This is a genomic window from Bradyrhizobium septentrionale (genome assembly GCF_011516645.4).
Lineage (GTDB): Bacteria > Pseudomonadota > Alphaproteobacteria > Rhizobiales > Xanthobacteraceae > Bradyrhizobium > Bradyrhizobium septentrionale.
On the sequence record NZ_CP088285.1, the window covers coordinates 7,643,778 to 7,669,148 of the forward strand.

At 65.6% G+C, this 25,371-nt stretch carries 21 protein-coding genes and 1 pseudogene; 11 read left to right on the plus strand and 11 right to left on the minus strand.

The window, feature by feature from the left end; translation table 11 throughout:
• Positions 1 to 14: 14 nt before the first annotated feature.
• Entirely contained in the window at positions 15 to 761 is a 747-nt protein-coding gene (locus tag HAP48_RS38205) for a TerC family protein (protein ID WP_166205043.1), read from the minus strand.
• Entirely contained in the window at positions 758 to 1,486 is a 729-nt protein-coding gene (gene pcsA / locus HAP48_RS38210) for a phosphatidylcholine synthase (RefSeq protein ID WP_166205044.1), read from the minus strand. Before pcsA ends, HAP48_RS38205 begins: the two co-directional genes overlap by 4 nt.
• 133 nt (positions 1,487 to 1,619) lie before the next feature.
• Here pcsA and HAP48_RS38215 point away from each other — a divergent pair, with 133 nt between their 5' ends.
• Positions 1,620 to 2,804, plus strand: coding sequence for a UbiH/UbiF family hydroxylase (locus HAP48_RS38215; protein WP_166205045.1), 1,185 nt, complete (start codon positions 1,620 to 1,622; stop codon positions 2,802 to 2,804).
• A 13-nt stretch (positions 2,805 to 2,817) separates the two neighbouring features.
• On the opposite strand, the gene HAP48_RS38220 is transcribed toward HAP48_RS38215, so the two are convergent.
• Complete coding sequence (locus HAP48_RS38220) at positions 2,818 to 3,771, minus strand: AEC family transporter (RefSeq protein WP_166205046.1); 954 nt, start codon at positions 3,769 to 3,771, stop codon at positions 2,818 to 2,820.
• A 121-nt stretch (positions 3,772 to 3,892) separates the two neighbouring features.
• Here HAP48_RS38220 and hspQ point away from each other — a divergent pair, with 121 nt between their 5' ends.
• Positions 3,893 to 4,225, plus strand: a complete 333-nt coding sequence (hspQ, locus tag HAP48_RS38225; protein WP_024584048.1) for a heat shock protein HspQ — start codon at positions 3,893 to 3,895, stop codon at positions 4,223 to 4,225.
• A 47-nt stretch (positions 4,226 to 4,272) separates the two neighbouring features.
• On the opposite strand, the gene HAP48_RS38230 is transcribed toward hspQ, so the two are convergent.
• Positions 4,273 to 5,547 carry an MFS transporter gene (locus tag HAP48_RS38230; RefSeq protein WP_210292739.1) on the minus strand — a complete coding sequence of 425 codons (1,275 nt, stop codon included), beginning with the start codon at positions 5,545 to 5,547 and terminating at the stop codon, positions 4,273 to 4,275.
• Positions 5,548 to 5,559: 12 nt separating this feature from the next.
• On the opposite strand from HAP48_RS38230, the gene HAP48_RS38235 reads away from it, so the two are divergent.
• Positions 5,560 to 5,901: a hypothetical protein gene (locus HAP48_RS38235; protein WP_166205047.1), complete on the plus strand. Its 342-nt coding sequence runs from the start codon at positions 5,560 to 5,562 to the stop codon at positions 5,899 to 5,901.
• Positions 5,902 to 5,917: 16 nt separating this feature from the next.
• Here the strand turns inward: HAP48_RS38235 and HAP48_RS38240 are convergent, their stop codons facing one another.
• Entirely contained in the window at positions 5,918 to 6,766 is an 849-nt protein-coding gene (locus HAP48_RS38240) for an invasion associated locus B family protein (protein WP_166205048.1), read from the minus strand.
• 385 nt (positions 6,767 to 7,151) lie between these two features.
• Between HAP48_RS38240 and HAP48_RS38245 the strand changes: the two genes are divergently transcribed.
• The 4 genes from HAP48_RS38245 (at position 7,152) to HAP48_RS38260 (ending at position 12,813) form a co-directional block, all read left to right on the plus strand.
• A complete protein-coding gene (locus HAP48_RS38245; RefSeq protein WP_166215544.1) occupies positions 7,152 to 8,888 on the plus strand; it encodes an extracellular solute-binding protein in 1,737 nt (578 codons plus the stop codon).
• A 42-nt stretch (positions 8,889 to 8,930) separates the two neighbouring features.
• On the plus strand, positions 8,931 to 10,442 hold the full coding sequence (locus HAP48_RS38250) for an AMP-binding protein (protein ID WP_166205049.1): 1,512 nt from the start codon (positions 8,931 to 8,933) through the stop codon (positions 10,440 to 10,442).
• 105 nt (positions 10,443 to 10,547) lie between these two features.
• A complete protein-coding gene (locus tag HAP48_RS38255) occupies positions 10,548 to 11,774 on the plus strand; it encodes a GGDEF domain-containing protein (RefSeq protein WP_166205050.1) in 1,227 nt (408 codons plus the stop codon).
• Positions 11,775 to 11,976: 202 nt separating this feature from the next.
• Positions 11,977 to 12,813, plus strand: a complete 837-nt coding sequence (locus tag HAP48_RS38260; protein WP_166205051.1) for a TIR domain-containing protein — start codon at positions 11,977 to 11,979, stop codon at positions 12,811 to 12,813.
• 66 nt (positions 12,814 to 12,879) lie between these two features.
• On the opposite strand, the gene mfd is transcribed toward HAP48_RS38260, so the two are convergent.
• Both mfd and HAP48_RS38270 read right to left on the minus strand, forming a co-directional pair.
• Entirely contained in the window at positions 12,880 to 16,398 is a 3,519-nt protein-coding gene (gene mfd / locus HAP48_RS38265; RefSeq protein ID WP_166205052.1) for a transcription-repair coupling factor, read from the minus strand.
• The gene (locus HAP48_RS38270; protein WP_166205053.1) at positions 16,395 to 16,685 is read right to left on the minus strand and encodes an FAD assembly factor SdhE; all 291 of its coding nucleotides are present in this window, start codon (positions 16,683 to 16,685) and stop codon (positions 16,395 to 16,397) included. Before HAP48_RS38270 ends, mfd begins: the two co-directional genes overlap by 4 nt.
• A 215-nt stretch (positions 16,686 to 16,900) precedes the next feature.
• Between HAP48_RS38270 and recG the strand changes: the two genes are divergently transcribed.
• The gene (recG, locus tag HAP48_RS38275; RefSeq protein WP_166205054.1) at positions 16,901 to 19,009 is read left to right on the plus strand and encodes an ATP-dependent DNA helicase RecG; all 2,109 of its coding nucleotides are present in this window, start codon (positions 16,901 to 16,903) and stop codon (positions 19,007 to 19,009) included.
• 6 nt (positions 19,010 to 19,015) lie between these two features.
• Here the strand turns inward: recG and HAP48_RS38280 are convergent, their stop codons facing one another.
• The 3 genes from HAP48_RS38280 to HAP48_RS38290 form a co-directional block, all read right to left on the minus strand.
• Positions 19,016 to 19,801, minus strand: a complete 786-nt coding sequence (locus HAP48_RS38280; RefSeq protein ID WP_166205055.1) for a DUF502 domain-containing protein — start codon at positions 19,799 to 19,801, stop codon at positions 19,016 to 19,018.
• 106 nt (positions 19,802 to 19,907) lie between these two features.
• Entirely contained in the window at positions 19,908 to 21,734 is a 1,827-nt protein-coding gene (gene glmS / locus HAP48_RS38285) for a glutamine--fructose-6-phosphate transaminase (isomerizing) (RefSeq protein ID WP_166205056.1), read from the minus strand.
• A 179-nt stretch (positions 21,735 to 21,913) separates the two neighbouring features.
• A complete protein-coding gene (locus HAP48_RS38290; RefSeq protein ID WP_166205057.1) occupies positions 21,914 to 22,570 on the minus strand; it encodes a hypothetical protein in 657 nt (218 codons plus the stop codon).
• A 316-nt stretch (positions 22,571 to 22,886) separates the two neighbouring features.
• On the opposite strand from HAP48_RS38290, the pseudogene HAP48_RS38295 reads away from it, so the two are divergent.
• The 3 genes and pseudogenes from HAP48_RS38295 to HAP48_RS38305 all read left to right on the plus strand — a co-directional run.
• Positions 22,887 to 23,156: pseudogene (locus HAP48_RS38295) on the plus strand (GAF domain-containing protein); the annotation flags it as partial.
• Between the two features lie 199 nt (positions 23,157 to 23,355).
• Complete coding sequence (locus HAP48_RS38300; RefSeq protein ID WP_224496773.1) at positions 23,356 to 23,976, plus strand: GGDEF domain-containing protein; 621 nt, start codon at positions 23,356 to 23,358, stop codon at positions 23,974 to 23,976.
• 92 nt (positions 23,977 to 24,068) lie between these two features.
• On the plus strand, positions 24,069 to 24,431 hold the full coding sequence (locus HAP48_RS38305) for a hypothetical protein (protein ID WP_166205058.1): 363 nt from the start codon (positions 24,069 to 24,071) through the stop codon (positions 24,429 to 24,431).
• A 41-nt stretch (positions 24,432 to 24,472) separates the two neighbouring features.
• Here the strand turns inward: HAP48_RS38305 and HAP48_RS38310 are convergent, their stop codons facing one another.
• On the minus strand, positions 24,473 to 25,267 hold the full coding sequence (locus HAP48_RS38310; RefSeq protein WP_166205059.1) for an adenylate/guanylate cyclase domain-containing protein: 795 nt from the start codon (positions 25,265 to 25,267) through the stop codon (positions 24,473 to 24,475).
• Between the last annotated feature and the right edge of the window lie 104 nt (positions 25,268 to 25,371).

The window sequence follows — 25,371 nt, forward strand, 5'->3', positions numbered from 1 at the left end:
TCGGCGCCGGCTTGTCAACCAAGCGGCGCGGAACCCCGGCGCGCCGCCTTCCTGCGGTTGCGCTTGGCCAGCACGTTGAACATCTCGACCGCGACCGAGAATAGGATCGCGAAATAGATGTAGCCGCGTGGAATGTGGAATTGGAAGCCGTCGGCCACCAGCGCCACGCCGATCAGCACCAGGAACGCCAGCGCCAGCATCTTGGTGGTCGGATGCTCGGCGACGAACCGCGCCACCGGCCCCGACGAGATGTACATGATGGCGCAGGCGATCACGACCGCCGCGATCATGATCTCGATATCCTGCGCCATGCCGATCGCGGTGATGATCGAATCCAGCGAGAATACGAGGTCGATGATGATGATCTGCACGATCACCCAGAAGAACGCGCTGGCGCTCGGCTTGTCGTCGGCCTCCGCCTCGCGCGCCTCGACCTCGCCGTGGATCTCGTGGGTCGCCTTGGCGATCAGGAACAGGCCGCCGCCGATCAGGATGATATCGCGCCACGACAGCGATACGTCCTTGACGGTGATCACCGGCTGCGTCAGGCCGATCAGCCAGACCAGGATCGAGAGCAGCAGGATGCGGAACACCAGCGCCAGGATCAGGCCGATCTGCCGCGCGCGCTTGGCCTGCGCGGGCGGGATCCGCGACACGATCACCGACAGGAAGATGACGTTGTCGATGCCGAGCACGATCTCGAGCGCAGTCAGGGTCAACAGCGCAGCCCAGGCTTCCGGGCTGGTGATCAATTGCATCATGCTCTGAAGGCTTTCATCCGGCGGATCACGGTATCGCTGCCGACGATGTAGACGGCGATGGCGCAGAGACCGAAGGTGATCGGGGCGCCGACCACGAAATCGTTGGCGAGCGTGTACGCGCCGAGCAGCGCCCAGGCGCCGAGCAGCCACAGCGTCAGCCAGCGCAGCCGCACCACGCGGAGCGGGTGCAGCACATGGAACGGGGCAAAGGTCAGCGCGATCAGCGCCGCGACCACGATCGTCGACAGCACCGGCGGCAAATGCAGCAGGAACAGATAGAACGCCGCCGCATTCCACAGCGCCGGGAAGCCACGGAAATGGTTGTCGTCGGCCTTCATGCGGCGGTCGGCGAAATACAGCGCGCTCGACACCACGATGCCGATGCCGAGGATCGGCGCGGCCAGTGGCAGCAGCAGGCCGCTCGCGGTGATCGCATAGGCCGGCACGAACACATAGGTGACGAAATCGACCACCAGGTCGAGCACCTCGCCCGACCAGTTCGGCTGCAGCCGCACCACGTCGAACCGGCGCGCCAGCGGGCCATCGATCCCGTCGATGATCAGCGCGATCCCGAGCCAGGCGAACATGTTGGCCCAGTGCTCGCGCACGGCTTCCAGCATCGCCAGCAGCGCGACCCCGGCGCCGAGCGCCGTGAAAATATGAACGGTGAATGCGGCGGTCCGCATCCGCTCTCTCAACGCATCCCCCTGGCTGGTGTGATCCATCGGCCGAAGTGCTATCAGGAATCGGCCCGCTTTGCATATGCAGTCTTGCGGCGTTCCGCCGCGCAAACCGTTGGAAACTTTTGGTGGTTACCGATGGCTTGAAAATCGGGCCAACCATGTCAAATGTCCTGATATGACCGACAGCCCGCAGGATTATGACGTTATCGTAATAGGCGGCGGCCCGGCCGGATTGACGGCCGCGATCGCCCTGGCGGATACCGGCGCGCGGACAGCGCTCTTGGCCCGCCGCGTGCCCTACGCCGACAACCGGACCACCGCCCTGCTCGGCGCCTCGACCGATATCCTGGACCGGCTCGACGTCTGGCGGCGCTGCAGCGACAAGGCGGCGGCGCTCAAGACCATGCGCCTCGTCGACGATACAGGCCGGCTGATCCGCGCGCCCGAGGTGCGCTTCACCTCCGAGGAGATCGGCCGCGAGCAGTTCGGCTTCAATATCGACAATCGCTCGCTGGTCGCAGCGCTCGAGGACCGCGCCGGCGAGATGGCCGCGCTGACGCGGTTCGACGACGAGGCCGCCTCGGTGCGACCGGATGATGGCGCGGTCGCCGTGGTGACGCGGCAGGGTCAGGCGCTTCGGGCCCGGCTCGTGGTCGGCGCCGACGGGCGCAATTCATTGTCCCGGGAGGCCGCCGGCATCGAGGTGGTCAGCCGCGAGCTCGGGCAGTCCGCCCTCACCTTCAACATCACCCATACAAGGCCGCACCGGAACATCTCGACCGAGTTTCACACCGAGCACGGCCCCTGCGTGTTCGTGCCGCTCAGCGGCAACAGAAGCAGCGTGGTCTGGGTCTCGGCGCCCAGGGAGGCCGAACGGCTGATGGCGCTCGGCGACGGCGAATTGTCCGATGCGGCGGAGCGGCAGTCGCATTCGATCCTCGGCCGCGTTGAGGTCCAGCCCGGCCGCCACGTGTTCCCGCTCGCCATCGAGCGGCCCCGGCAGTTTGCCAAAGATCGCGTCGCGCTGGTCGGGGAATCCGCGCATGTGTTGCCGCCGATCGGCGCGCAGGGTCTCAATATGGGACTGCGCGATGCCGCCGATATCGCCGAGATCACAGGCCAAGCGATCGCGCGCGGCGAAGATCCCGGCGCGCCAAATGTGCTGTCGCGCTACCAGGCAGCGCGGCGCCCTGACGTCGCCAGCCGGACCTGGGCGATCGACATCGCCAACCGGTCGCTGCTGAGCGACTTCCTCGGCGTGCAGACGGCGCGGGCTGCCGGCCTGCATCTGATCGGCGCATTCGGTCCGCTGCGGCGGCTCGCGATGCGCGAGGGCCTCGCGCCGTCATGGCGGCGCTGATCTTCAGGGCCTCTTAAGGAAACACCAGCCGCCCGCTCTGGATGAACCACATCACGCTGGTCAGCGTGACCACCGAGGCGAAGGTGCCGATCAAGACCGCGACCGACGCCGGCTCGATCCAGGTGTCGTTCTGCCGTGCGATCACAAAGACATTGAGCGCCGGCGGCAGCGAGGCCATCAGCACCGCGGTCGCAGCCCAGGGCTGCGCGAACGGGCCGAACAGCAGCATCAGGGCGAATGCCAGCAGGGGATGGATCAGGAGCTTGATCGCAACCACGCCGGGCACCTCCCACGGCACCCGCTCGAACGGCCGCAGCGCCACGGTGATGCCGAGCACGAACAGCGCCATCGGCGCCGCGGCGTTCTGCAGGAACTGGATGGTGTGGTCGAGCGCGACCGGCAGCGGAATGTGGAACGCGGCGACCAGCGCTCCGAACACGGCCGACATGATCAGCGGGTTCTGCACGATCTGCCGCAGCACCACGCCGAAGGCGTGCAGCAACGAGGGATGGTCGCGGTCGGTGAGCTCGATCAGGAGCGGCACGATCGAGAACAGGAAGATGCTGTCGCAGCAGAAGATCAGCGCGGTCGGCGCCGCCGCCTTGGTGCCGAGCACGGCGAGCGCGAGGCCTGGGCCCATATAGCCGATATTGCCGTAAGCGCCCGACAGGCCCGCGAGCGTCGCCTCGCGCAGCGAGAGCCCTCCGATCAGCTTGCCTGCGAGCATCGCCAGGAAGAACGCGGTCACGGTTCCGAGCGTGGTGGCGATCAGGAATGGTGGGTTGTTCAGCTCCGCGAACGGGGTCTTGGACATGATCCCGAACAGCAGCGCTGGCAACGAAACGTAAAGCAGGAAGAAATTCATCCAGGCGAGCCCGCTCTCGGGCAAACCTTTGGCTTTGCCGCACGCGTAACCGATGAAGATCAAGCCGAAATACGGCAGCGCCAGATTGAGGATATCGATCATTCTGAAAGTAGTTTCTCGGCCAGATTCTGGGTCGTTTTTGCAGGGCTGGAATCGGTAAACCCTGGGTTAATTCGCCGCCATGCCCCTAGCATCGGCCACAATGTTGGTCTATCGACGAACCATGATCAAAGCGCGCACCGCCAAGTTTCAGATCGGGCAGATCGTCCGTCACCGGGTGTTCTCCTTCCGGGGCGTGATTTTTGATATCGACCCGGAGTTCAACAACACCGAGGAATGGTGGCTGTCGATCCCCGAGGACATGCGGCCGCACAAGGACCAGCCGTTCTACCATCTGCTCGCGGAAAACTCGGAGACCGAGTACGTCGCCTATGTGTCTGAGCAGAACCTCTTGCCCGACGATTCCGGCGAGCCGATCCGGCATTCGCAGGTCGCGGAGATCTTCGTGAAGGACAAGTCGGGCGGCTACCGTCCGCGCAATCCGTCGCTGAACTGACCCACGGCGCTCGTCCGGCAAACGCCGCGGCATTAGCGCTGCTCTGCTCATACCCCCTCCCGCGCGGCCAGCGCCGCGGCGATCGCCCAGACCGCAAAGCCCGCCAGTGCCAGTCCTGCGCCGACAAGGCCGGTCGACGTCCAGCCATAGCTGGCGGCAACCGCCATTCCGCCGAGCCACGGCCCCAGCGCGTTGGCGACGTTGAAGGCGGAATGGTTGAGCGCCGCAGCGAGGCTCTGCGCTTCGCCCGCGACGTCCATCAGCCGGGTCTGCAACACGGTCGCAAGCGCGCCGCCCAGTCCGATCAGGAACACGTCGGCGCTCAGCGTCCAGAAATTGGTGGCCGCCAGCGGATACAGCGCCAGCGTCGCCGCCGACCACAGCAGGAGCCCGCCGGCCGTGGCCATCAGCGCGCGATCGGCGAAGCGCGGCACGATGATGTTGCCGGCGGTGAGGCCGGCGCCGAACACGCACAGCGTGACCGGCACCAGCGCGGGCGATGTGTGCGTCACCGCCAGCATGGTCGATGCCAGATAGGTGTAGACCGAGAACAGGCCGCCGAAACCGATCGCGCCGATCCCAAGCGTCAGCCAGACATGCTTGCGCCCGAGCGCCGAGAGTTCACGCAACGGGCTCGCGTTGCCGTTGGCGGCATCGCGCGGCGCAAAGATCAGGACCAGGATGGCGGTCAGTAGCGCCAGACCGGCCACGATCGCGAATGCCCAGCGCCAGCCGATCGCCTGCCCCACCCCGTTGGCCAGTGGCACGCCGATCGTCGTCGCGATGGTGAGCCCGAGCAGCACGCGGCCGACGGCCGCCGTGCGCTTGTCGGTCGGGACCAGCGATGCCGCGACCAGCATGGCGATCCCGAAATAGGCGCCATGCGGCAGCCCGGCGAGGAAGCGCAGCGCCAGCATCGTGTGGTAGTCGGGTGCGAGCCCCGAAAGGCCGTTCATCAGCGCGAAGAAGCCCATCAGCGCGATCAGCAGCGTCCGCCGGCTCATGCGCGCCGACAGCACCGCAATCACGGGCGCGCCGACGACGACGCCGAGCGCATAGGCGCTGATCGCGTGACCGGCCTGGGGTTCGCTGATGTGGAGATCATGTGCGAAGAACGGCAGCAGGCTCATGGTCGCGAATTCGGCGATGCCGATCGCGAACCCGCCCATCGCCAGCGCGAGATGCACGATGCCGGGATGAAAGGCGCTGGGGACATTGTCCTGGTGGACGCGGACACCAGCATCCGCCGCGGCACGGCCGGTCGGCTGCTGCGAAGGCCGGGAGACCGGCTCGCGCCGCTGCGTTTTGACTTGGTGGGACATTGAGCGACTTCCATGACTGCGAACGACGGATGTCCGATCGTCTCGCGTCATCACTTGTCCGCACGGCAGCCAGGGTTCGCGGAAACAAACGCGCGTGCTTGCGCGTCGAAGGCGCTTACCGCGCTTTCGTCTGGCCTCCCGTATCGGATTTATGATTGTGCTTCGACGCCGGAATTGTCCGGACAAGACACCAACGATGCGCGCTCGCAGCTCGGCGCAATCGAAGTGCCTGCAACCAACATCGCACACGATGTGCACGACAACCAGCGCGGCAGGCTGCCATCAGCCAGTCTGTATCGCATGACAAAAAAGGCGCCCTTCCGGGCGCCTTTTGCTGGTCTCGCGTTGTTTTGAACGCTTGATAGTATTTTTACTTGGAAGCCGGGTTGGCCGGCGCCGGAGCCGGCGTAGCGCCACTGCCGCCCGCGCCTTCCAGCTTCTTGCGCTGCTCTTCGGCGCGCTTCTGCAACTCTTCCTGCAGCTTCTTCGAGTTTTCCTCGAACACCTTCGGATCGGTCGGCGGGCCGTCATAGGCCTTGGCGAATTCGGTGTTGAGCGGCAGCGGCAGCGTCAGCGGCGCGCCGTTCGAATTGATCGCCTGGACCACGAGGTTCTGGCCCTTCTTCATGTTGGCGATCAGCTCGGGCGTTGCTTCATAGTCGGACATGCAGCCGTTCTGGAAGCAGATCACATAGGGCGCCTGCTGCGGCGGGTTGCCGTCGACGATGATGCGGGTGCCGTGAACGAGCTGCATGCCGAGCGGCAGCGTGACGCGCAGGATCTTCTTCGGCTCGCCTTCCGGCTCGATGATCACGGCGGCGATCACCGGCTGGCCGGACTCGATGCGGCCGTCCTTGCCGGTGAAGCACACCTGCTTGGCGTTGGCTTCCTGGCCCTTCAGGCAGAACTTGGTCCAGGGGGCGTAGATCAGCTGGATCTGCTGGTCCTGCGGCGGCTGCTGGGCGGCCGCAGCGGGCGGCTGACCGGCGGCGGCCGGTGCCTGGGCCGGCGCCTGGGCTGCCGGAGCCGGCGCCTTCGGAGCTGCCTTGGGTGCCGCCTTGGGCGCTGCCTTCGGTGCCGTTGGCGCGGGCGTCGGCGCTGCGGGCTGCTGGGCCTGAGCGGCAGGAACCAGGAGCGCTGCAGACAGAGCCGTCGCCGCCATCAGGGCGACAATTCGCCCATGCGGCCGGACCGGGGCGGCCAAGATACGGAAATTCATTGCGGAAAACCCTTTCTGAACGGCAGCGCCCGAAACCGCTGCAGGCGCCGACACATAGCCGTTTGGGCGGCTGTCTCCTAGTCAATTGAGGCGGATACGTGACTGGCGTTCCCGCCCATCCAATTGCACGCCTTCAATACAGCGGCGCACGGAAAGATCAATGCCGACAAGCGCATTTGCGAGCTTGTCACGGCGGGTTTCAGCAGCCTGTGATAAACCTTGGGGCGTGACGTTTCGCGAATCAAAACCGGCGCCTCACAGACGCGTTCCCGGGCGTGTGGGGCGCGCCGCGTCGGCCGTACTCTGGCTCGCCTCGGCTTTCGTCCTGGCATTCCTGACGATCGGGCTTGCCCCTGCGCCAGCCGCCGAGAGCCACGCGATCGCGATGCATGGCGCCCCGGCGCTGCCGCCGGACTTCACCCATTTGCCCTACGCCAATCCCGACGCCCCCAAGGGTGGCCGGCTGGTGCTGAGCCCCCGGGACGGCACCTTCGACAGCCTCAATCCGCTGATCGTCAGGGGGCTCGCCGTGCAGCAGCTCCGGGGCTACGCCTACGAGCGCGGCTATGTCTACGAGAGCCTGATGGTGCGGAACAATGACGAGCCGTTCACCCTGTACGGCCTGCTCGCCCGCAGCGTCGAGACCGACGACAACAGGAGCTACGTCACCTTCCATATCGATTCGCGCGCGCGCTTCTCGGACGGGCAACCGGTGACCGCCGACGACGTGGTGTTCTCGCTGGCGCTGCTCCGCGATCACGGCCGTCCGCTGCATCACCAGTATTATTCGAAAGTCGCAAAGGCCGAAGTGCTCGACCCGCTCACGGTGCGGTTCGATTTTGGCGGCGTCTCGGATCGCGAATTGCCGCTGATCCTCGGCCTGATGCCGATCCTGCCGCGCCACGCCACGGACGTCGCCAAATTCGAGGAGACGACATTCGCGCCGCCGATCGGCTCCGGCCCGTACCGCGTGACGGCGGTCAGGCCCGGCGCCAGCGTGACCTTCACCCGCAATCCCGACTATTGGGGGCGCGAGCTGCCGGTCAACCGCGGCATGTGGAATTTCGACGAGATCCGGCTCGATTACTACCGCGACGTCAACAGCCAGTTCGAGGCGTTCAAGCGCGGCCTGTACGATTTCCGCACCGAGCCCGAGCCGCTGCGCTGGCACGACGGCTACGACTTCTCCGCGGTGAAGAATGGCGAGGTGCTCCGCGACGCCATCAAGATCGGCACGCCGCGGCCCTCCGAATATTTGGTGTTCAACAGCCGGCGGCCGAAATTCGCCGACGTCAGAGTGCGTCAGGCCCTGGCGCTGCTGTTCGATTTCGAATGGGTCAATCGCATCTACTATTTCGAGCTCTATTCGCGCGCGGGCGGCTACTTTGCCGGATCGGAATTGTCAGCCTATGAGCGCCCCGCCGACGCGCGCGAGCGCGAACTCCTGAAACCGTATGCGTCGCATATCCAGCCCGACATTCTCGATGGCCGCTACCGCCTGCCGGTCACGGACGGATCAGGGCGCGACCGCATTGCTCTCCGCAATGCGCTGACGCTGCTATCCGACGCGGGCTACGCGCTCGACGGCACCGTGTTGAAGCAGCGCTCGACCGGGACGCCGCTCCGGATCGAGATCTTGGTCACGACCCGCGAACACGAGCGGATCGCCCTTGCCTACCAGCGCGACCTCAAGCGCGCCGGCATCGACGCCGCGGTGCGGGTGGTCGACGCCGTGCAGTTCGAGCAGCGCAGGGTCGCCTACGACTTCGACATGATCCCGATCCGCTGGGACCAGTCGCTGTCGCCGGGCAACGAGCAGTGGTTCTACTGGGGCAGCCAGGCCGCCGACGTGCCGGGCACACGAAACTACATGGGCGTCAAGGATCCGGCGATCGACGCCATGATCGAGGCGCTGCTGGTGGCGCGGGAGCAGCCGGCCTTCGTCTCGGCGGTGCGCGCGCTGGACCGGGCCTTGATGTCGGGCTTCTACGCTATCCCCCTATTTAACTCGGGAGAGCAATGGATCGCGCGCTGGAATCGGATAGAACGGCCTTCGACCACGGCGTTGACGGGCTACCTGCCGGAGACCTGGTGGGAGAGGCCCAGCGCGCAACCCAGGTGACGCGACCCGTCCGATCGAAGCGATGCAACCGACGTTGAACCCGTGAACCAGTCGATCACCTCGCCAACGCTCGATACCCTGTTCAAGCGCACCCTGGCGCGGCAGCCCGATGCGCTGGCGCTGGTCGACCCGCTCAACAAGCAGCGCATCACCGGCCAGACCCGCAAGCGCCTGACCTATGCCCAGGCCGACCGCGCGATCTCGGCGATCGCAGCCCACTTCGTCGAGAACGGGCTGCCGGCCAACACCGTGATCGCAGTCCAGATGCCCTCCACGGTCGAGTTCGCCCTGACGGTGCTGGCCGCCTATCGGGTTGGCCTCGTGGTGGTGCCGCTGCCGCTGTTGTGGCGGCAGGCCGAACTGATATCCGCCCTCAACCGCACCGCGGCGCGGGCGATCGTCACCTGCGGCAGGATCGACGGCGTCTCCTATGCCGACATCGCGATGAACGCCGCGGCGGAAGCCTTCTCGATCCGCCATGTCTGCGGCTTCGGCACCGATCTGCCCGAAGGCATGGCGTCGCTCGATCAGGCGATCCTGCAGGACTCCCGGACCTCGCGGCCGATGCTCCAGGATGGCCGCAAGCCGGCGCTGATCTCTTTCGACGTGACCAGCGAGGGCCTTCGTCCGGTGCCGCGCGCCCATTTCGGCCTGATCGCCGGCGGGCTCGCGATGTCGCTGGAGAGCGATCTGGCGCAGGGCGCCACGATCATGTCGGCGTTCGCGCCAATGTCGTTTGCCGGCATCTGCGCGTCGCTGGTGGCCTGGCTGGTGTCGGGCGGCACGCTCGTGCTGCATCACCCGTTCGACGATGAGGCGTTCGAGACGCAGTTCAACGACCACGGCTGCGACACGCTGATCGCGCCGGCGCAGCTCGCGCTGCGGCTCGACGAGCGCGGCCTGTCGGAGCGCCTGCCCACCCTGCGCAACGTGATCGGGCTCTGGCGTACGCCGGAACAGGTTGCCTCCAGCGCGCACTGGAGCTCGCGGCGCGTGACCATGACCGACGTCTACCTGTTCGGCGAGGCCGGGCTGTTCGGCGCCCGCCGCACCGCCGAAGACGGCTCGCCGTCACAGATCAAGCCCGGTCCGCACAGCGCGCCGCGTGAGGCGCCCGGCGCATCGATCGCCGGCGAGATCCTGCTGACGCCGAAGGGCACGCTCGGCCTGCGCGGCCCGATGGTGCCGGTCGCGGCCTATGCGCCGCCGCCTCCGCCGGGCGACACCCTGATCGCGCCGCCGCCGCGCGATTATGTCGATACCGAATATGCCGCGCGGGTCGATCGCGTGACCGGCGCCATCAACATCACCGCCCCGCCGTCGGGGGTGATGACGGTCGGCGGCTACCGCTTCCTCGCGCAGGAGCTGCAGGAATGGTCGCGGCGCCTCGGCCAGGGCGCGTTGTTGACGGCGCTACCCGACCGCCTGAGCGGCCACCGGCTCGCCGGACGCGCCCAGGACAATGCGCGGGCCCGCGACGCGCTGACAGAACTTGGCCTTAACCCCTTGATGGTCGAGGCATTTCGCGACCGCGGCGGCGCTGGATTGAGTTAAAATCTTATCATTACGTTAGTCTTATCATTGTGTTGACGCCGCATTAAGCCATGCGAACTAGCATCGCCTCCTTTGCTGATCTCTGCATTGGTTTCGAGCGTTCGAATGTCCCAACAAGGTCCGGTCCTCATCGTATCGGCGGCAGCCAGGCCGCCGTTTGCCGCGGTCCTCGATGAGACCAAGCTGTTCCCGGTCGTGGTCACCGACTGGAACGAGGCCGGGCGGGCCATCGAGCAGGTCAAGCCGGCAGCGATCATCGCGGCCGCCGAGGGCGTCGATTTCGTCACCCTGTCCGGCCTCGCCAGGCGCGCCGCCGCCCGCGCGCCCTATCTGCCGCTGATCGCGGTCGATCCCGCGACCACCCTGCCCGACACCGCGATCGCATTCTTCCAGAAGCCGGGCCTGCCGGATCGCCTGACCGCCCGGCTCAACGCCAGCCTGCGCGTGCGCGCGCTGCATGCGACGGTGATGCGCCGCCTGGTTCCGCCGACACCGGTCGCACTGACGGATATCGATCCGGTCGGAGAAGCCACCGCGCTGTTGATCGGCCGCGGCGGCGCCTACCCGACGCTGTCGGTTGCGCTCGGCGAACGCGCCGGCGTGGTCGGGGCGCTCAGCATCGAGGCCGCAGCCAAGCATCTCAGCAACCGCGATATCGATGGCATCGTGCTGGCCGAAGGCTTCACACCGCGCGTGATGGATGCCTTCCTGACCGTCTTGACCGAGGACGTCCGCTTCCGCCCGTTGCCCGTGATCGTTGCATCGAGCGAGCTCACGCCGCGTTACGAACTGCCCAATCTCGAGATCGTCACGGCCGGGCCGACACGCGTCGCCGACATGGTGTTACCGATGATCCGGCAGCACGCTTTCGAAGCGCGGCTCGGCCGCATGCTGCGCGCGATCGACGCCAAGGGCCTGATCGATCCCCGCACCGGCCTGCTCACCAAGGCCGCGTTCGAGCGCGATTTTGCAACCGCCGTCTACCAGACCGCCGAGCGCGGCGGTGCGCTCTCGGTGGCGCGGTTCACTTTCGACAACGCGCAGCCCCGCGCGCAATTCGACGGCGCGCGGATCATCAGCCGGCTGATGCGTCAGACCGATTTCGGCGCGGTGCATGACGACCGCTCGATCGTGGTGGCGTTCGCCGGCACCGACCTGCGCAACGCGCAGGCGATCACGCGGCGGCTGGCAAGCGTGATGCGCCACACCCAGAACGGCCGCCGCGACGTCAGATCCGAGCCGGCCGTCAGCGTCGCAACGCTGCTGCCGACCGATTCCGCGATGTCACTGCTCGGGCGCCTGTTCGGAGCGGCGGAGCGGGCGGCGTCGTAGCAAGTTGTGTGCTGCTTATCAGCTCCCAAATCTTTCGAATATCGTCCGTAATCGCCGATCTCGGACAAGAAGCACGCTGATCTTCCGCCAGCGCGCCACACCGGATTGTGCAAGGTAAGCAGTGACAACGCATCTCGCGCACGCCAACGTGTTGCCACTTACAGCTGTTAAATTTTGACTCGCAACCCATTGGGCGCGACCCGTGCCGAAGATCTTTGTTAGCTACCGAAGGGACGATAGCGCCGCATCGGCGGGCCGCTTATGTGATCGGTTGAAGGGAGAGTTTGGCGAGGATCGCGTATTCATTGATGTCGATAACGTCCCTCTCGGCGCCGATTTCGTCAAGCTGATCAGGGAGCGAGTTAAAGACTGCGATACGCTGCTCGCCGTCATTGGCCCGCAGTGGCTGGACATCCGTGATGAGCATGGATCTAGACGCCTCGAAGCACCAGATGATTTCGTCCGTGTAGAGATCGGGACCGCGCTCCAGAGCAATATTCCGGTGGTGCCGATTTTGCTGGAAGGAGCCGCCATCCCAAGAGCGAGTATTCTGCCGGATGATTTGAAACCCTTGACAGGCCTGAACGCGCTTAAGCTCAGGAATGAAAGCTTCAAGCAAGACGTGAATAAGTTGATCAAGCAACTGAGGCCAAGACGCTTTCCCCTCTACATTGCACTGGCGATCCTTCTGGCAGCCCTCGTTGGAGCGTTAGTTTACTATTCTTTGGTGCGAAGTTATCGTGGATCAATTCTGCAACGGATATCCTGCGATCGGGAGACGACCCTTCAGTCGCATCCGTCAGCCACCAACTCGCCTAGAACCATCGTCTTCGTAAACACCAGATCCGACCCAGTGCGGGTGAATTGGCTCGATGGGACCGGCAGTCGAAAGTTTTACGCAGAGCTTTCTTCGGGTCAGAGGTATGAACAGCCCACGTTTGAAGGTCACCCTTGGCTCGTCACAGATGCGCAGGATCGCTGCATCGGAATCTATGTTCCGGGCGCCTCTGTAGTTGCATCGGCAGTCATTTCCGACTGAAAGTCTCATGGCCGCGGCAACATTGACTCTGGTCCTCCGGTACACAATGTTGCCTGGTGCCTAACCCTAAGCCGCCTTCTTGCTCTCAGCGAGATTGGCGAGCTGGCGCAGGATCTCGGTGGTGCCGGCGAGCCGTTCTTCCGGCGTATCCCATTCCTGGAAGAACACCACCTTCATGTCGGGCCGCACCTTGGCGGCCTGGCCGTGCTGGCGGATGAATGACACCAGCCGCTCCGGATGCGCAAAGCTGTTGTCGCGGAACGCGATCACGGCGCCCTTCGGCCCGGCATCGACCTTCCCGACATTGGCCCGGCGGCAATAGGCCTTGATCGCGGCGACCTTGAAAAGATAGCGGACCTCGTCCGGCAGCACGCCGAAGCGATCGCGCATCTCGGCGGCGAAATTGTCGATCTCCTCGTCGGTATCGAGATCGGCGAGCCGGCGATAGAGCGACAGCCGCACGCTGAGATCGTTGACGTAGTCCTCGGGGATCAGGACCGGCATGCCGATCGTGATCTGCGGCGACCAGCGGTCGGCGGCGGGCTCGGCGACGCCGGCCTTGAGGTTGACGATCGCCTCCTCGAGCATCGACTGGTACAGCTCGAAGCCGACTTCCTTGATGTGGCCGGACTGTTCCTCGCCCAACAGATTGCCGGCGCCGCGGATGTCGAGGTCGTGCGAGGCGAGCTGGAAGCCGGCCCCTAACGTCTCCAGCGATTGCAGCACCTTCAGCCGCCGCTCCGCTTGCGCGGTGATCTTCTGCTGCGCCGGCAAGGTGAACAACGCATAGGCGCGCAGCTTGGAGCGGCCGACGCGGCCGCGCAGCTGATAGAGCTGGGCGAGGCCGAACATGTCGGCGCGGTGCACGATCAGCGTGTTGGCGTTCGGAATGTCGAGGCCGGATTCGACGATCGTGGTCGACAGCAGGATGTCGTATTTGCCGTCGTAGAACGCCGACATGATGTCCTCGATCACGGTCGGCGGCATCTGGCCGTGGGCGACCGCGACCTTCATCTCCGGCACGTTCTTGTCGAGGAAATCCTTGACGCCGGCGAGGTCCTCGATCCGCGGCACGACATAGAACGCCTGCCCGCCGCGATAGCGTTCGCGCAGCAGCGCCTCGCGGATCATCAGGGGATCGTGCGGCGCGACGAAGGTGCGCACCGCGAGGCGGTCGACCGGCGGCGAGGCAATGATCGAGAGCTCGCGGACACCGGTCAAAGCCAATTGCAGGGTGCGCGGGATCGGGGTCGCCGACAGCGTCAGCACATGGACCTGGGCGCGGAGCTGCTTCAGCCGCTCCTTGTGGCTGACGCCGAAATGTTGCTCCTCGTCGACGATCAGAAGGCCGAGATCCTTGAACTTGATGGCCTTGCCGAGCAGCGCGTGGGTGCCGACGACGATGTCGACCTGGCCATCTGTGAGCCCCTTCTTGACCTGGTTCAATTCCTTGGTCGAGACCAGCCGCGAGGCCTGCGCGATGTTGACCGGGAAGCCGCGGAAGCGCTCGGTGAAGGTCCTTGAGTGCTGACGCGCCAGCAGCGTGGTCGGGACCACGACCGCGACCTGCTTGCCCTCCAGCGCCACGGCGAATGCCGCGCGCAGCGCCACCTCGGTCTTGCCGAAGCCGACGTCGCCGCAGATCAGCCGGTCCATCGGCCGGCCGATTTCGAGGTCCTTCAAGGTCGAGGTGATGGCACCGAGCTGATCCTCGGTCTCTTCGTATGGGAATCGCGCGCAGAACTCGTCATAGACATGCGGCTGCAGCGGGAATTTCGGCGCCTCGTGCAGCTGTCGTTCGGCGGCGATCTTGATCAGCTCGCCCGCGATCTCGCGGATGCGGTTCTTCAGCTTCGCCTTGCGCGCCTGCCAGCCGCCGCCGCCGAGACGGTCGAGCTCGACATTGGCGCTGTCGGAGCCGTAGCGCGACAGCAGCTCGATGTTCTCGACCGGGAGGAACAGCTTTGTCTCGGCGGCGTAATGCAGCTCAAGACAGTCATGCGGCGCGCCGGAGACTTCCAGCGTCTGCAGCCCGACGAAGCGGCCGATGCCGTGCTCGACATGCACGACGAGATCGCCGGTCGCCAGGCTCGTCACCTCCGAGATGAAATTGTCGAGCTTGCGGCTCGCCTTGCGCGGCCGCACCAGGCGGTCGCCGAGAATGTCCTGCTCGCTGATGACGGCGAATTCATCGGTCTCGAAGCCGGATTCCATGCCGACCACGGCCAGCATGGTCTCGTTACGCGGCGTCGCCTGCACGATCCGCCAGGTATTGACGCTGGTCGTGTTGAGCAGCTTGTGGTCGCGCAGCATCGCGCCCATGCGGTCGCGCGAGCCTTCGCTCCACAGCGCGACGATGACCTTCTTGCGCTGCGACTGCAGCGCGCCGATGTGACCGACGACGGCTTCGAACACGTTGACGTTGCCGTCGGTGCGCTCCGGTGCGAAATTGCGGCCCTGCCGCGCGCCGGCGTCGAACATGTCGGGCGAGCCTTCCGGCACCGCGAACGGTGTCAGCCGCGCCAGCGGCGCGTCGCCGAGCAGTTTTGTCCATTCGGCCTCGGTCAGATAGAGCTGGTCCGGCGGCAGCGGCTTGTAAATCGCGCCGCTGCCCGGATGCTCCAGCGCCTCGCGCCGCGCCTCGTAATAGTCGGCGATTTGCGTGAAGCGCTCGCGCGCGGCGTCCTCGGTCTGCGGCTCGATCGCAACCGCTGCACCATCGAGATAGTCGAACAGTGTGTCCATCCGCTCCTGGAACAGCGGCAGCCAGTGCTCCATGCCGGGATGGCGCCGCCCCTCGGAGACCGCCTCATAGAGCTGGTCGTCGCGCTCCGGCGCGCCGAACGCTGCAACATAGCCCATGCGGAAGCGGCGGATGGTTTCGGTGGTGAGCTGGAATTCCGAGACCGGCACGAGGTCGAGCCCGCGCATGTCGAGCAGCGTGCGCTGGGTCTCGGCATCGAAAGCGCGGATCGATTCCAGGCTATCGCCGAAGAAGTCGAACCGCACCGGCTGGTCGAGGCCGGCCGGAAACAGGTCGAGAATGCCGCCGCGCACGGCGTATTCGCCAGGCTCGCGCACCGTGGACGAGCGGGTGTAGCCGTTGTGCTCGAGCCAGGCCACGACCGAGTCCATCGGCACCACGTTGCCCGGCGCAACCGACAGCGCTTGGGCTGCGACCAGCCCGCGCGCCGGCACCCGCTGCACGGCCGCGTTCACGGTGGTGAGCACGATCAGCGGCTTGTCGGAGCCCACCAGCCGCGACAGTTTTGCCAGCGCCGTCAGGCGTTGCGCCAGAATGCCGGAATGCGGCGAGACGCGGTCATAGGGCTGGCAGTCCCAGGCCGGAACCTGCATCACCGCGATATCGGGCGCGAAGAACTCCAGCGCGCGGGCGAGCTGCTGCATCCGCGCGCCGTCGCGGCACACCACGGCGAGGCTGACCGCCGGCCGCTTCGGCTGCGCGGCGATGGCGCGCGCCAGATCCGAAATGACGAGCCCCTCGGCGCCTTCGGCGACGTTGGCGATGGTCAGCACCCGGCCGGGCGCGAGCATCGCGGCCGGCGATTTCATCGGCTGTTTCATGCGCCGTGATCCGCCACCCGGAACGCCTTGATGCGGGCAAACAGCGCGGTCGCGTATTCGGCCGGCAGCACCCTGTCGCCGGTCAGCGCGGCATAGAGGTCGGGATCCGGCACCTCGATCAGGTGCTCGAGCTCGCCGAGCTCCTGGTCGGTCAGATCGGCAATGGTCGCGTCGGCAAAGCGGCCGAGGATCAGGTCCATCTCCCGGGTGCCGCGATGCCAACAGCGAAACAAAAGCCGCTTGCGGCGGTCATCGAGCCCGTTGCTCGATCGCGTCGATCCCGTCATGTCCCAAAATCCATCGAACGCCAAAAGCCCGGACGTGCCGGGCGGGCCTTGATATAGCGACGGCGATGGCCGATGTCAGCCCTCTTTAGCCGCTCTTTGGGATGCTTGTGGCGCATGCCGTCATTGCCGGGCTTGACCCGGCAATCCATCCTCTTGTGAAGATGGATGCGCGGGTCAAGCCCGCGCATGACGTGAGTCGTGTGTAAAGGACACCGATGCGCCCTAGTCTGCTCAATCCGCTGTTTGCCCAGGTCACGACCCTGCAAGGGGTCGGCCCGAAGCAGGACAAGCTATTGCGCTATCTGCTCGACCGCAGCGAGACGCCGCGGCTGGTCGACCTCCTGCTGCATTTGCCGGCGAGCGTGATCGACCGCCGCGCGCGGCCGAAGATCCGCGATGCCGCGGTCGGAACCATGGTGACGCTGGAGGTCACCGTCGACCGCCATCGTCCGCCACCGCCGCGCAATTCGCGCGCGCCCTACCTCGTCTATGCCAGCGACGACACCGGCGACGTCGTCCTGACCTTCTTCCGCGCGCAGCCCGGCTATGTCGAAAAACTGCTGCCGGTCGGCGAGAAGCGTTACGTCTCGGGCACACTGGCGATGTATGACGGCATCCCGCAGATCGTGCATCCCGATCGCGTGGTCGATGAAGCCGGCTTTGCAAAACTGTCCGGTATCGACCCGGTCTATCCGCTGACCGAGGGGCTGGCGATCGGCTCGCTCCGCCGCGCGATCGCGCAGGCGCTGATCAAGCTGCCGGATCTGCCGGAATGGATCAGCCCCGAAGTGCTGCGCCGCTGCAGTTTCCCGCCGATCCGGGAGGCGCTGACCCGCGTCCATGTTCCGGTCGAGCTGACCGACATTCTGCCCGACGGCCCGTTCTGGTCGCGGCTCGCCTTCGACGAACTGCTGGCCGGCCAGCTCGCGCTAGCCCTGGTCCGCGCCACGCTGCGCCGCCCCGCCGGCGTCCGCAATGCCGGCGACGGCCATCTGCGCAAGAGGATCATCGACGCCCTGCCCTATGCCCTGACCAAGTCGCAACAGGAGGCGGTGGCCGCGATCATCGCAGACCTGCAACAGCCGGTGCGGATGCTGCGCCTCGTGCAGGGCGATGTCGGTTCCGGCAAGACCGTGGTGGCGCTGCTTGCCGCTGCCGCCGTCGCGGAAGCCGGCAAGCAGGCCGCGCTGATGGCGCCGACCGAAATTCTGGCGCGCCAGCACATCAAGACCATCGCGCCGCTCGCCGAACGCGCCGGCGTGCGGGTTGCGATCCTCACCGGCCGCGAGAAGGGCAAGGAGCGCCGCGAGCTCCTGGAGCGGCTCGAGGCCGGCGAAATCGATCTCCTGGTCGGCACCCATGCGCTGATCCAGGACGACGTAATCTACAAGGCGCTGGCGCTCGCCGTGGTCGACGAGCAGCATCGTTTTGGCGTGCGCGAACGGCTTGCGCTGACCTCCAAGGGCGAGGCCGTCGACGTGCTGGTGCTGAGCGCGACCCCGATCCCGCGCACGCTGGTGCTGACATATTTTGGCGACATGGATGTCTCGGAGCTGCGCGAAAAGCCGGCCGGCCGCCAGCCGATCGACACCCGAGCGGTGCCGATGAGCCGGATCGAGGATGTGATGGACGGCGTTGGCCGCGCGCTCCATGCGGGCAAGCTGGTCTACTGGATCTGCCCGCTGGTCGATGAATCGGAGGCCGAAGGCACCGAGCATCTCACCAACGCGACCGAACGGTTCGAGTCGCTGCAAAAGCGGTTCGGCGATCGCGTCGGGCTGGTGCACGGCCAGATGAAGGGCACCGAGAAGGATCGCGTGATGGCGCAATTCGCCGCGCACGAGATCGGGCTCCTGGTCGCAACGACCGTCGTCGAGGTCGGCGTCGACGTGCCGGCCGCGACCATCATGGTGATCGAGAACGCCGAACGCTTTGGTCTGGCGCAATTGCATCAGCTGCGCGGCCGCATCGGCCGCGGCTCGGAAGCCTCGACCTGCCTGTTGCTCTACAAGGAGCCGCTCGGCGAGATGTCGAAGGCGCGGCTGAAAGTGATCCGCGAGACCACCGACGGCTTCCGGATCGCCGAGGAGGATCTGAAGCTGCGCGGCGAAGGCGACGTGCTCGGCATCCGCCAGAGCGGCCTGCCCGGCTACCACATCGCGCGCTCCGAGGTGCACGGCCAGCTGATCACCCAGGCCCGCGACGAGGCGCTGCGCATCATGAAGGACAATCCGAAGCTGAAGGGCGAGCGCGGCGAGGCGCTGCGCGCCCTGCTCTATCTCTACGAGCGCGACGAGGCCGTGCCGCTGATCGGCGCGGGGTGACTCCCGCTACTCAACCTTCGCCGGCGCAGGCTGTGTGGCCGGCTGCAGCGAGGCCTGGTTGGCGATGCGCGCGGCGTTGGCCATGCCGGCGAGTGCCGCGGCGCGCTTCTGATCGTTGGCGCCGCCGGGCTGCACCACACCACACGACATGATCAGGGTTGCGGCGTCCTCGGTGCTCATCTCGATTTCGATGATCTTGCTCTTCGGCACGTAGAAGAAGAAGCCGGTGGTCGGGTTCGGCGCGCAGGGCAGGAACACCGAGATGTGCTCCTCCTCTGCGGGCAGGCTGGCGGCGAGCTCGGCGTTCGGCGCCTGCGAGATCAGCACGATCGACCACATCCCGGGCGACGGAAACTCGACCAGGCCGACGCGGCGAAAGCTCGAGCCGTTGCCTGAGAACAGCGTCTCGAACACCTGCTTCAGGCCGCGATAGATCGCCCGCACCGCCGGAATCCGCCCGAGCAGCCGCTCGCCGAGATCGACCAGGGTCCGCCCGATCAGATTGGCGGTGAGGAACCCAAGCAGCGTCAGCGCGATGACGGCGACGATCAGGCCGGAACCGGGCAGCCCGAACGGCAGGTAGGTTTCCGGCCGGTAGGCCGTCGGCACAAACGGCCGGACCAGATTGTCGACCCAGTTCACGAACCACCAGGTCAGATAGAAGGTGATCGCGATCGGCCCGGCCACCACCAGGCCGGTCAGGAAATAGTTGCGAAACCGCGCCATCAGCCCTCGGGGAGCGTCCGGGGGCAGGTCACCTGGCGCGGGGGGAGGCACTTTGTTGGAAGTCATTGCGGTTCCTAGGTCGTCGAAGCGGCGTCGAAGCGGCCGTAGTCCAACACCCAGCTAAGCCATTCTGACGCATTTTTGAAGGGCCACGTGAAGCCGCGGCTTGCGGCTATTCGACCGTGACCGATTTGGCCAGATTCCGGGGCTGATCGACGTCGGTGCCCATCACCACGGCGGTATGATAGGCGAGCAGCTGCACCGGAACGGCGTAGACGATCGGCGCGAAGGTCGCCCCCATGTCCGGCATCACGATCGTCACCAGCGACTGGATGGTCGCCTCCGCCGCGCCCTTGGCGTCGGTCATCAGGATGATCTTGCCGCCGCGGGCGGCGACCTCCTGCATGTTGGAGACGGTCTTCTCGAACACCTTGTCATAGGGCGCGATCACCACGACCGGCATGTGCTCGTCGATCAGCGCGATCGGCCCATGCTTGAGCTCGCCGGCGGCGTAGCCCTCGGCATGGATGTAGGAGATTTCCTTCAGCTTCAGCGCGCCTTCCAGCGCCAGCGGATAGCTGGTGCCGCGGCCGAGATAGAGCACGTCGCGCGACTTCGAGATCTCGCGCGCCAGCTTCTCGATCTGCACTTCCGTGGTCAGCGCTTCCGACATCAGGCGCGGGATCTCGACCAGGCCATGCACCAGCTTGGCCTCGTCGGCATCGGAGAGCTCGCCGCGCGCCTTGCCGGCGGCGACCGCGAGCGAGGCCAGCACCATCAGCTGGCAGGTGAAGGCCTTGGTCGAGGCGACGCCGATCTCGGGGCCGGCCAGCGTCTGCAGCACGGTCTCGCTCTCGCGCGCGATCGTCGAGGTCGGCACGTTGACGACCGACAGCGTGTGCGCGCCCTGCGACTTGGCGTAGCGCAGCGCCGCCAGCGTGTCGGCGGTCTCGCCGGACTGCGAGATGAAGATCGCAAGGTCGCCCTTGCGCAAGGGAGCCTCGCGGTAACGGAATTCGGAAGCGACATCGAGCTCGACCGGCAGCCGCGCCAGCTTTTCCAGCCAGTATTTTGCGACAAAGCCGGCATAGCTCGCGGTGCCGCAGGCCGTGATCGAGATGCGCTGGATATCCTTGAAATCGAACGGCAGCTTGACCGGCATGGAGACGCGTTCGGTCGCCATGTCGACGTAGCGCGCGAGCGTGTGTCCGACCACTTCGGGCTGCTCGTGGATCTCCTTCGCCATGAAGTGGCGATAGTTCGCCTTGTCGACCAAGGCGGTCGCGGTCTGGTGCTTGATGGCCTCGCGGTGGACGATAGCGTTGTCCTTGTCGTAGATCGTGGCGCCCTTGCGGTTCAGCACCACCCAGTCGCCATCCTCGAGATAGCTGATCGTGTCGGTGAACGGCCCGAGCGCGATCGCGTCCGACCCGAGATACATCTCGCCCTCGCCATGACCGATCGCGAGCGGCGGCCCGTTGCGGGCGCCGATCATCAGATCGTCCTCGCCGGCGAAGATGAAGCCGAGGGCGAACGCGCCGCGCAATTCCGACAGCACCGCCCTCACCGCCTCGATCGGCTTGACGCCGCCCTTGAGCAGATTGTCGACCAGATGCACCACGACCTCGGTGTCGGTCTCGGTCGAGAACACCGCGCCCTTGGCCTCGAGGCCCTCGCGCAGCTCGCGGAAATTCTCGATGATGCCGTTATGCACCACGGCGACGCGCTCGGTGGCGTGCGGATGCGCGTTGTTCTCGGTCGGCCTGCCGTGGGTGGCCCAGCGGGTGTGGCCGATGCCGGTGTGGCCGCCGAGCGGCTTGGCCTCCAGCCGGGTCTCCAGATTCTTCAGCTTGCCCTCGGCGCGGCGCCGCGCCAAGGTGCCATTCTCCAGCGTGGCGACCCCCGCGGAATCATAGCCGCGATACTCCAGCCGCTTGAGCGAATCCACCAATTGCTCCGCCACCGGAGCGCGTCCAAGAATGCCGACGATGCCGCACATGCGGTTCACTATCCCCAAAATCGCCGAAAATTTGCCAAAGCGGCGACACGGTCCCTTAACGGGAATCGCCGGCCGCAAGATACTCAATAATTATTGCCGATTGCGACAGTCTTAAACGGCAAGGTTGACGCACAAGGCTGGTTAATCGGGGCTAACTATTTTGGCAAGAGTGCGTCGGTTCAATGGACCCCCGCCGGTGCGGGCCACGGCTTCGCCTCCCAGATCGTGGTCCATTCCCGACCCGCGCCACACGCGGGCGCGCTGACCTCGACGCGAACGACGATAAAGCTTTCTCGATTGGTCATGCCCAGCCGATAGACGTGCCGTACCCGTGAAGTGGGGCACTCGTCCGATGAGGTTTCGGCCTGAAACAGGCCAGTGTCTTCCTTCCATGTGACAATGCCCGGAGTGTCGGTCGTGCCGAACCCCTGCGCCGCTACGTAGGGAAATTCCAGTGGCTTTGGCCTGCTCACATCGGAGAGGTCGAACGCGCGATCCGATCCCGTCACGGAAAACCGACAGAACATGAGCGCGAGACGATGGCCGGCCACGTTCATGACGCGAACCGGCAATTTTTCGATGTCATCCTTGTATTTGCAGCTGGATTGCTCGGCCGCAAGTGCAAGCATTCTCGGCACCAAGGCCGGATCGGAAATTTCAAAATTCGTCCGCCCATTGGCAAGGCTGCTCCATTCGCGGAGCGCCTCGCGTCGTGCAACGCTTGAAGTTTCATCGCCGTGCGCAATCGACGCTATCGCCAGGCTACCCACCAGAAGACACGCGAATATCGCGAAGATGGCGGGCGACCCAACGCGTCGACGAAGCGCTTTCCTCACTCAGGCCTCCGATCAGCCATGCAGTCCGCAGCACTCGAACAACGCTCCAACCAAGAGACGGATTAGGCTGTCGCCCACGGTTCCCATCCTTTAGCACGGAGCCAACCGTCACGGCACGCCCAGAGCATGCCGCCGGCAAACGCCGTTGACTGCGTCAACGCACCATTAACGCCTTTCGGCGAGGGTGCCGCCGCCGGAGGTAGCCCGATGCAGACTGCGCATGATCGCGAGGCACGTCGCCTCGATACGCTCGCGGAACTCGACATCCTCGACACGCCGCCTGACCTCGCTTTGCCGCAAGATGTTTCGCGTGCCGATGTCGACGCTGACCTTCATCGACGGCCACCGGCAGTGGTTCAAGGCCTCCGACGGCCTGGACCTGCGCGAAACCGACCGGCGGCCGGCGCCGTGCAATTTGACCATCGCGCTGGATGAGCCGCTGGTTGTCCCGGATATGCTGCGCGACGCGCGCTTCGCGGACAACATCTTCGTGCGTGGGGCGCCGTTCGTCCGCTTCTATGCCGGCGCACAGCTCAAGGTGTCCGGCGTCGTGATTGGAAGCCTGTGCGCCATCGACACCCGGCCGCGCGATGACTTCGACGCCGAGGCGACCAGCATGCTGGTCGATCTCGCCGCGATCGCCGTCGATGAATTGAAGTTGCGGAACTTGTCGATGCAGGACAGCCTCACCGGCTGCTCGTCGCGGCGCGCGTTCCGCGGCGAAGGCGAACGGCTGACCGCGCTGGCCATGCGGCACCTCACTCCGCTCGCCTGTGCCGTGCTCGATGTCGATCACTTCAAGCAGGGTCAACGATACCTACGGACACGTGGTCGGCGACATGGTGCTTGCGGCGGTCGCGGAGGCCGCGCGTTGCGCTCTGCGCGGCTCCGACGTGATCGGCCGGCTCGGCGGCGAAGAGTTCGGCATCCTGTTGCCGCATACGAGACTCGACCAGGCGATGGGCGTGCTCGAAAAGGTGCGCGCCGCGGTCGCTGCGACGCTGATCGAGACGCCGGCCGGCACGATCGGCGTCACCTGCAGCCTCGGCGGCTCCGCGCTTTCGCCCGGCAACTGCTTCGACGACATGCTGCGCGGTGCCGATCTTGCGATGTACGGCGCCAAGCAGGCCGGCCGCAATCAGGCGCTAGCCTGGGTCGACCGCGCGCCGTCGGTCGCACCGACCGCGCGGCGCGTCTTCAAGGCCGGCACGATCAGCTTCAACGCCGGCCATTCGACGATCGACTGCACGGTGCGCGGCCTGTCGCGCGACACGGCGACGATCGAGGTGCTCTCCACCTCGGGCATCCCCGACCAGTTCAAGCTCGCGATCGCCGCCGACACGCTGTCGCGGGCCTGCCGGGTCACCGGAAAGGCCGACAACCGGATCGAGGTCGCCTTCACCTGACGAGCCAAGCGAGATAGGCTGTTCTCCATCGTCATTCCGAGACTAGCGAAGCGAAAGCCCGGAATCCATTGCACCACTTGTTCGGGGGCCCGATGCAGTTCGTAGACTCCCCGGAGATCACCGAAATCCTCCACCAGGCCGACGGACAACCACCCAGCCTTGCTGACGTGCAACGAACGCTGGTCGAAGTAGCCGAGCGGCTCAACACCCCGATCAAAGTGCGCATGCACGAGCCCGAGAAGATATGGCCGGTTCGGCTGTTGCTTACGGAACGCCACACGCAAGGATTAATGACGACAATCAACAATGTCACACTGAATGAGAAGGGTTTCGTCTGTCACACGCAGATAGGCGCCGACCGTTTCGACACGCCCTTTGCCGAAGCGTCAAAGCTGATTTGCTTTATATTGCAGATCAAACTCGCTTCGCGCACAACGGGCGAGAAGCGAGATTGAAACAGGCTTCGGCCTGATCGGCTCAGTCCCCCCTGCCACCCTTAAGGTTCGACCCGGTAGAGCCGCCATCGCTCCGGCACGCCCTTGAGCTGGTGCGCGCCGCGATCCTTGAAGCGGACTGCTGACTCCGGCATCAGGTCCTTGACCGCGCTGGAGACCAGCACTTCGCCGGCACGCGCCTTGGCGGCGACGCGCGCGCCGATGTGGAATGCGAGACCGATCACCTCCGCCCCACTCACCTTGTATTCGCCCGCGTGCAGTCCGACCCTGATCTCCAGCCCCAGCGTGCGCACGGCCTCAACGATCGCGGTCGCGCAACGGATCCCGGCGGCCGGCGCGCCGAACGTCGCCAGCACGCCGTCTCCTGTCGTCACGACTTCCTTGCCGCGCAAGGCCTTCAGCTCCCGACGAACGGCGGCGTAATAATGATTCATCACCGTTGCCCAGCGTGAATCGCCGAGCCGCGCGGCCTTTTCGGTGGATCGGACGATATCGACAAAAAGGATGGTGGCGAGCGCCTGTTTGAGCTCCGAGGCTCGATTGGCGGTTCGACGCCGGTTCGCAATATTTCCACTCAGTGGCTCATAGCGATGGCTGCGTCGCCGTGCGACTGCGGCCTTTGTGTAGTCCTGGGCACGCTGCACCGTGCGGCAGCGAACAGTTTTTTCCTGCGGTGGAAACGTCCAGTAGACCTTGCGCCCGACTCCAGCGCCCTGAACCTCCACGGCGCCCCATTTCAGGAAGACCGTCGAACCAACCCGTCGAATGCACCATGCCTTTGACGTGTATCCGGACACGTTCGACTGATGGACTCCGATGCGAAGGAATTTGGGCATGAGCGTCCGGCCGATCGAATGAGCGCTGAGGTGCCAACCTGGGGTAAAGCGTAATCAACCATTCCCCTATTGGCAACAGCACCGGCATGCAGCTACCCAAGCCG